Genomic DNA, 255 nt, shown 5'->3' with positions numbered 1-255 from the left:
GCCGGCGTGGGAATCGACGGACTGGGCCTGGGCGGCGCCGGCCGCCAGCAGCAGGGGCGTCAGGGACAGGAAAAGGCGGCTCATGCGGCGCCTCCGTCCAGCGGACGCACGGTCACGACGTTGAACATGCCCGCGTGCATGTGCATCAACAGGTGACAGTGGAAGGCCCAGTCGCCTGGCGCATCGGCGGTCAGGTCGAAGGTGACTTTCGATCCCGGCGCGACATTGACCGTGTGTTTCAACGGCTGATGGCCG

Annotated in this window: 1 protein-coding gene; it reads right to left on the bottom strand. The window is 67.5% G+C overall.

Annotation, left to right across the window (positions count from 1 at the left end; translation table 11 throughout):
• Window positions 1-80 precede the first annotated feature (80 nt).
• Window positions 81-255: multicopper oxidase domain-containing protein (locus CVH10_RS22380; protein WP_181244687.1), on the bottom strand; the 175-nt coding region annotated here is incomplete at its 5' end.

It is taken from the genome of Halomonas sp. ND22Bw, from assembly GCF_003011945.1.
GTDB classification, from domain to species: domain Bacteria; phylum Pseudomonadota; class Gammaproteobacteria; order Pseudomonadales; family Halomonadaceae; genus Halomonas; species Halomonas halophila.
The sequence above is the reverse complement of the archived record's forward strand: the minus strand, read 5'-3'. Positions and strand labels throughout refer to the sequence as shown.